The following is a 7,482-nucleotide window of genomic DNA, read 5'->3' on the forward strand; positions in this document are numbered from 1 at the left end:
AAGATAAAATAAAACAAAAAACAATCATAAAAAAGCAAATGAAAATTTTAAATTAGCTATAAAACTTTGAAAATAAAGGGAATATGCAAGAAGATAAAATTAAGTTTAAAAAGGTTGATCTATCTTGATCTAAACCGCAACTATGTAAATAGACATAGACAAGGAGGAAAAAATATGAATAATAAATTTAAACTTAAATCATTATTTTCTCTTATGGAAAAGAATAAGCTAAAAGTAATAGGAGGAATAATGTTAACAATAGTAAGTTCGTTTTTGTCATTTATTCCTTATTTGGCAATATACAGTTTAATTAAACATATTATTGAAGGAGGTCTTGATTCAAATGTTATTTTAAGGATCTCAATTATAACTATAGTTGCAATTATTGTTAAACTGATTTTGGAAGCAGCTGCAAACTTGATGATGCATACGGCTGCTTTTAAAACCATGCAGCAGCTTAGAATGAAAGTAATTACACATATAAGTAAATTGAATATGGGATTCTTCAATCATAAAGGCAAAGGGAACATTAAAACAGCTTTATTTGATGATATTGGAAGACTTGAGAATTTTATGGCACATAATATATTAGAGCTTACTAATGCCATATTTGTTCCCATTATGCTTTTTATACTATTATTAATAATTCAACCAATCTTGGCAATTGCACTTTTAATTCCAGGAATGCTGGCCATTATACTACCAATGAGAAAAATGAAAGCATTTCCTGAACTTACTGACCGATTTACTATGACTCTGGGAAAATTGAATAGTTCTATAGCCGAAATGGTATCTACAATAAAGGTTTTAAAAATGTTTAAAATTACAGCGAAAAAATTCAAAGGATATACGGATTCAGTAGAAAACTATAATGACTGTTTAAAGTGTATGGCAAAAGTTTCTTGTGGACCAATTGCCGTTACTGTTGTTTTGTTGGATGCTTCATTTCTGTTTATACTTCCGGTGGGCGGATTGCTGTTATTAAATGGTAAAATATCAAGTTCAATATTTATTTTATTTGCCTTATTATCCATCTGCTTTTATAATGCACTTTTCAGTTTAATGAATATTCGAATGGGCTTTATGGAACTTACAAGTGGAATGATTCATGTGCAGGAGATATTAAACATTAAACCGTTAATTGATGGAAATGAAATAATTTATAGAGATGATATAAAAGAAGTAAGATTTAATAATGTAAGTTTTGCCTATGATAAAAAAGAGGTGTTGAAAAATATCAATATACAATTAAAGCCCAATTCTATTAAAGCGTTTGTAGGTACAAGTGGTGCAGGAAAATCAACGGCAGGCCAACTTTTGGGTAAATTTTGGAAAGTAACAAAAGGGTCTATTAAAATCAATGGAGTAAATATCAATAATTTAAAGGAAGAATCTCTAAAGGATTTAACGGCTTTTGTATTTCAACAAGTTTTTCTTCTTGAAGACAGTATATATGAGAATATTTCAATGGGAAGTGGTGCAACCATGGAAGAAGTAAAAAAAGCTGCTAAAGCTACATATATTCATGACTTTATTATGAGCCTTCCAAAACAATATGATACAAAAGTAGGAAGTTCAGGGGTTAAATTATCTGGTGGTCAAAAGCAAAGAATTGCTATTGCACGTGCTATTTTAAAAGATGCTCCTATTGTGGTACTGGATGAAGCAACTTCATTTTCTGATATTGAGAATGAGAGAAAAATTCAAAAAGCTCTTGAGTCTCTTTTAAAAGACAAAATTACTATAATGATAGCTCACAGACTTCATACCATCAAAAATGCAGATAACATTGTTGTTTTTGAGAATGGCAAAATTTTAGAAACAGGTACACATGAGGAGCTAATTCAAACACATGGATCATATAGAAGAATGTGGAATATATACAAAAAGGCAAATTAGGGGTGGATTAGATGATTAGACAACTGAAAACTTTATTGGGATCTCGATGGAAGGATTTATTTAAGCCAGTGATTTTTACAGCTTTGGATGCTTTAGGCTCTATAGGCATTTATATAGTTTTGTTTCTTTCTGTAATAGACGTGATACATGGAAATTTGACTTCTGATAAATTGTGGATATATACTAGTATATTAGTTTCTTGTGTAGTTTATAGAGTTATTATTTATAGATATGGATATTTGTTGTGTTTTGATACTGGATTCGATATTGCTAAAGATGTGAGAATAGAATTTGGCAATCATATAACCATGTTTAATTTGGGTTTTTTCAATCAGAGAGATTCAGGATATCTTTTGAATACATTGACCACGGATATGGCCAACTTTGAAGGAATTTTATCTCATGCGCTTCCTTTTTCTATAAAAGCATTTGTTGTGGGTGTTTTATTAATTATTACAATGTTACTAAAAGATATAAGAATAGGATTAATTCAAGTTTTAATAGTATTTTTGGCTATTCCACTTTTAAAACGCAATAAAAGGGTTATCAGAACTTACGGAGATAAAAAAAGAACATCTATGAATCGAGTTATTAGTATTGTAATGGAATATATTGATGGTATGAGAGTGTTTAAATCTCATAATATGATAGGTCAATCATTTGAAAGGATGTATGAATCCTTGAAAGGTGAAACAAAAATACAGTTAACAGCGGAAAAAGCATTGACTATTCCAAATTCTTTATATTCAGTAATGGTAAGTATTTCAACTCCTGTGATTATGTTTATAGGAGGGTTATTTGTAGAGAAACAAACTCTTTCAGTTGATGGATACATTATTTTAATAGTTATGAGTATTTCCCTTACTGCCATCCTAATTTTTTTTGAGCATTACTATTTGATGCTTATGGATTTGAGCCTTGCACTTGATAATATTGAGCATGTTTATAGATTAAAGCCATTACCTTATGAAAAAGAGTTATTCAAACCTGAAAGTAATGATATAAAATTTGAAAATGTAACATTCCAATATGAAACGGGAAAAGAAGTTTTACATGGAATATCCTTTTCTATAAAGCATGGAACGAAAACAGCACTTGTAGGGAGATCAGGTTCAGGAAAGAGCACAGTAATGAATTTAATTGCTAGACTTTGGGATACCCATAATGGAAAAATAACTCTTGGAGGGGAAAACATTAAGAAAATAAAGCCCGAAGCACTTCTTGAAAATATGAGTGAAGTATTTCAAGATAATGCCCTTTTAAATGATACTATAGAAAATAACATACGAATTGGAAAATCAGAAGCTACCATGGAAGAAATAATTAAAGCAGCTAAGATTGCTCATGCTCATGAATTTATCATTGAAATGGAAAAGGGATATAAAACACTTATATCAGAAGGAGGCGGTTCTCTATCTGGAGGAGAAAGACAAAGAATAGCTATTGCTAGAGCCATTTTAAAAGATGCTCCAATTTTGATTTTGGATGAATCTACCGCATCTCTTGATCAGATAATGAAATGAAAATAAATGAAGCTTTAGACAAGTTAATGGAGGGAAAAATCGTAGTTGTAATTGCCCATAGATTAAACACTATAAAAAATTCTGATCAGATAATCGTAATGGATGAAGGAACAATAGAAGAAATGGGTTCACACGAAGAATTAATAAATAAAAAGGGGCATTATTATGAGATGATAAGAGAGCAGGAAGAGGCAATAAATTGGAATATAAGGAAGGATAAATAGGCTAGAAGGAAAGCTTTTAGAAACTATAAATAAAGTATTAGTGGATCTGTTCATAGTGATTTTTCAAATCGTTAAGAACAGATCCTTTTTAGGCTAACAAGAAATTAGTAATTATATTATTTTTTGTATAAAATAAAAAATATAAATGACAACCCATAAAGCAAATTATTTCATTGATCTAAAGATTTAGTTTATAATAGTTATCTCCCCATTTGCACATCATACTAAGTATAGGCATCAAACTTTCACTTAAATCACTTAATGAGTATTCAACTTTTGGAGGAACTTGAGGATAAACTTTTCTAATAACTAAATTATCTGATTCTAGCTCTCTTAGTTGTTGAGTTAGCATTTTCTGAGTTATTTTAGGAATTAGTTTCTTTAATTCATTAAATCGTAACGTTCCTTTTGTGCCTAGGTGCCAAATAATAAGAGGTTTCCACTTTCCACCAATTAAATCTATGGTAATTTCAAAAGTGCATGTATAATTTTTATTTTTAAATTCTAAAGTATTACAACTGGAACTCATAGTTATCATCCTTTCAATGGTATCCTTTTGGGTACTATCATACAAAATAGTGTGTACTTGTTATTTTGCAACTTAATTCTTATAATAATAGCATAGATTATAAAAGAAAACAATTAGGAGGAATTTATAAATGAATGCAATATTAAATAGAAAAAGTATAAGAAAGTATAAAGACATAAATGTAAGTGATGAGATTGTTGAAGAATTATTAAGAGCAGCTATGGCAGCACCTTCTGCGGGAAATGAACAGCCTTGGGAGTTTATAGTTTTGAGGGATAAGGAGGTTATGAGAAAGATAACTGAAGTACATCCATATTCACAAATGTTATTAGATACAACTGTTGCAATTGTAGTTTGCGGAGATGAATCAAAGGAAAGGTTTAAAGGTTTTTGGGTACAGGATTGTTCAGCTGCTACAGAAAATATATTAATAGCTGCTGAAGATAAAGGATTAGGTGCTGTATGGTTAGGTGTTTATCCAGTAGCAGATAGGGTTGATGAAATAAAAAAAGTTTTAAATTTACCAGCTAATGTAATTCCTTTATCTATAATACCTGTGGGCTATCCAAATGAGAAGAAAGCAGCAGAAGATAGATTTAATAAAGGAAGAATACATTATGACAGATGGTAATATAATTGTAAAACTTTAAAAGGAAGAATACATTATGACAGATGGTAATATAATTGTAAAACTTTAAATAGATAATATATTGATGATAAAAATTTAATTTTAGATTTTAAGAAGGAGTTAAATTATATGAAGGTTGTTGCATTTAATGGAAGTCCTAAAAAAGAAGGTAACACGTATCATGCTATAAAAATGGTGGCAGAGGAATTGGAGAGGAAAGGTATAGAAGTTGAAATTATACATGTAGGAAATAAGACTATAAGAGGATGTCTTGCATGTAATGCTTGTACAAGAAATAGAAATGAGAAATGTATAATTGATAATGATGAAGTAAATGAATGGATACAAAAAATGAAAGAGGCAGATGGGATAATACTAGGTTCTCCGATGCATTATTCAGCTATAGCTGGAACTATGAAATCATTTTTGGATAGAGCATTTTATGTTGCAGGAGGTGGAATGTTAAGACACAGGTAGGAGCATCTGTTGTAGCTGTTAGACGTTCAGGAGGAGTGACTACTTTTGAACAGTTGAACAATTATATCAATTATTGTGAAATGCTTATGCCTACTTCAAACTATTGGAATGTAATACATGGAACGGCACCAGAAGAGGTTATAGGAGATGAAGAGGGAAGACAAATTATAAGAGTTCTTGGTAAAAATATGGCATGGCTTATGAAGTTAGTCGAAAACGGAAAAGGAACTGTTAAAGAGCCGGAAATGGAAGATAAGGTATTTACAAACTTTATTCGCTAATTTTTAAATGAAATTATGAGAAGTATTTAAAAGCCTGTATTTATAAGTGATTACAGGCTTTTGATTTTTGAAAGCTCTTGCCTAACTATTTATTATATTTATGCCGGTATAAATATAACATATTAGACATACTATAGTTATCAGATTTAAAATGATTTATATAAGAGGGGGTAACTATTTTGGATTATATATTATTAGAAGAATTGATTAAACAAAAACATAAAAAATTTGAAGAGATTAGCGATAAAATTTGGGAATATGCTGAGTCTGGATATAAGGAAGTAAATTCATCAGCCTTACAAAGACAAGTAATGAGTGATGAAGGCTTTACTGTTGAAAATGGTATTGGAGGTATAACTACTGCATTTCGTGCCAGTTTTGGCAGTGGAAAACCTGTTATTGCTTTTTTAGGAGAGTTTGACGCATTGCCTGAATTGTCACAAAAAGCTGATGTTACATATAAAGAACCTTTATTAGAAGGCGGATATGGTCATGGTTGTGGTCATCATATTTTAGGTACAGCATGTATGCAGGCATGTGTAGCTATAAAGGATTATCTTTTACAAAATTACATTTCAGGAACTGTTATATACTATGGATGTCCAGCAGAAGAGGGTGGGGCAGGAAAAGCCTTTATGGTTCGAGAAGGCTGCTTTGATGACTGTGATGTATGTTTAGCATGGCATCCATATTCTGTAACAATAGGTTCAATTTCTAGTCTTGCAAATGTACGTGTATATTACAATTTTCAAGGAATAAGTTCACATGCTGCGGTATCTCCGCATTTGGGACGTAGTGCACTGGATGCTGTGGAGCTTATGAATGTGGGAGTAAACTACTTAAGAGAACATATTATTCCTGAAGCACGTATTCATTATGCTGTGACAAACTCTGGAGGTAATGCTCCAAATGTTGTGCAGGCAAAGGCACAGGTATTATATTCAATAAGAGCACCAAAAAATGAACAAGTGTATGAGTTGTTGGATCGTGTAAACGCTGTAGCACAAGGGGCTGCAATGATGACTGGAACAAAGGTTAACATTCAAATCGTCAGTGCATATGCTGATGTGGTGCAAAATAGAACTCTTGACCAGCTTGCATTTAAACATATAAATGAAATTTATCCTATAAAATATACAGATGAAGAGCTTGAATATGCAAAAGTTTTTCATGATATTGGCAATAAAGAAGAATGCCTTATGTATCAAGAAATGGCTAAAAGACTTTATGGTGAAAGAGGAGAAGGTCTTTTTAAAGGTGCCATGGCAGATGCAGTATTTCCTCCTAATCCACAAAAAATGGGTTCTACCGATGTAGGAGATGTTAGCTGGAATGTACCAACTACGTGGTTCAGTGGTGCTTGTTTTGCACTAGGGACACCTGCACATTCATGGCTTGTAGTTGCACAGGGAAAATCTAAAATAGCTCATGGTGGAATGACAGCAGCAGCAACAGTTATGGCACGCTGTGCTATTGATATATTAAAGCAACCTCAAATAGCACTGCAAGCAGAAATGGATCTTAAAGAAGCTCTTGATGGAAAGGTATATCAATCAATTATACCTAAGGAAACAAAAGTGGGAATAATAGAGTAGAAGGCTGAATAAATTGTTTGAATAAAAACAATTTAATTTTTAGCGGATTTTTTTCACATAAAAATTTATTCAATGGTCATTATAAACTTAAAGGAGAGATAATATATGAGTAATAAATTAACTGTAACTAAAAAGAAAATGGCTTCTTTAGGTTTAAGAAAAACTGAAAGTGGAGATTATGATTATATAGATCCTCAAGAGAAGGGTAAATCAAAATATCAAACTGTTAGGAAAGGGGCTGTCGCACTAAAAAATTAGTGCGACAGTTTTTTTACGTAAAAAAATAAATCTCCCACTCGGAAGAGTGAAAGACTTATGGTAAAATT

At 31.4% G+C, this 7,482-nt stretch carries 7 protein-coding genes and 1 pseudogene; 7 read left to right on the plus strand and 1 reads right to left on the minus strand.

What is annotated here, in order from left to right; translation table 11 throughout:
- Positions 1–174: 174 nt before the first annotated feature.
- The 3 genes from J2Z24_RS15205 to J2Z24_RS15215 are packed head-to-tail and all read left to right on the plus strand — an operon-like array spanning position 175 to position 3,646.
- Entirely contained in the window at positions 175–1,899 is a 1,725-nt protein-coding gene (locus J2Z24_RS15205) for an ABC transporter ATP-binding protein (RefSeq protein ID WP_035146091.1), read from the plus strand.
- Positions 1,900–1,910: 11 nt separating this feature from the next.
- Positions 1,911–3,422 (plus strand): ABC transporter ATP-binding protein, encoded by a 1,512-nt coding sequence (locus J2Z24_RS15210; RefSeq protein ID WP_051593169.1) that lies wholly within the window; start codon positions 1,911–1,913, stop codon positions 3,420–3,422.
- Positions 3,419–3,646: a hypothetical protein gene (locus tag J2Z24_RS15215; RefSeq protein ID WP_051593170.1), complete on the plus strand. Its 228-nt coding sequence runs from the start codon at positions 3,419–3,421 to the stop codon at positions 3,644–3,646. The genes J2Z24_RS15210 and J2Z24_RS15215 overlap by 4 nt, the downstream gene beginning before the upstream one ends.
- A gap of 178 nt (positions 3,647–3,824) precedes the next feature.
- On the opposite strand, the gene J2Z24_RS15220 is transcribed toward J2Z24_RS15215, so the two are convergent.
- Positions 3,825–4,175: a winged helix-turn-helix transcriptional regulator gene (locus J2Z24_RS15220; protein WP_035146094.1), complete on the minus strand. Its 351-nt coding sequence runs from the start codon at positions 4,173–4,175 to the stop codon at positions 3,825–3,827.
- Between the two features lie 130 nt (positions 4,176–4,305).
- Between J2Z24_RS15220 and J2Z24_RS15225 the strand changes: the two genes are divergently transcribed.
- The 4 genes and pseudogenes from J2Z24_RS15225 (at position 4,306) to J2Z24_RS15240 (ending at position 7,414) form a co-directional block, all read left to right on the plus strand.
- Positions 4,306–4,806, plus strand: coding sequence for a nitroreductase family protein (locus tag J2Z24_RS15225; RefSeq protein WP_035146096.1), 501 nt, complete (start codon positions 4,306–4,308; stop codon positions 4,804–4,806).
- A gap of 126 nt (positions 4,807–4,932) precedes the next feature.
- A pseudogene (locus J2Z24_RS15230) lies at positions 4,933–5,561 on the plus strand (flavodoxin family protein).
- A gap of 179 nt (positions 5,562–5,740) precedes the next feature.
- Positions 5,741–7,156 (plus strand): amidohydrolase, encoded by a 1,416-nt coding sequence (locus J2Z24_RS15235; protein WP_111947492.1) that lies wholly within the window; start codon positions 5,741–5,743, stop codon positions 7,154–7,156.
- Positions 7,157–7,261: 105 nt separating this feature from the next.
- Entirely contained in the window at positions 7,262–7,414 is a 153-nt protein-coding gene (locus J2Z24_RS15240; RefSeq protein ID WP_173702722.1) for a hypothetical protein, read from the plus strand.
- Positions 7,415–7,482: the final 68 nt, after the last annotated feature.

The organism is Clostridium tetanomorphum (genome assembly GCF_017873215.1).
In the GTDB taxonomy this organism is placed as follows: domain Bacteria; phylum Bacillota; class Clostridia; order Clostridiales; family Clostridiaceae; genus Clostridium_AO; species Clostridium_AO tetanomorphum.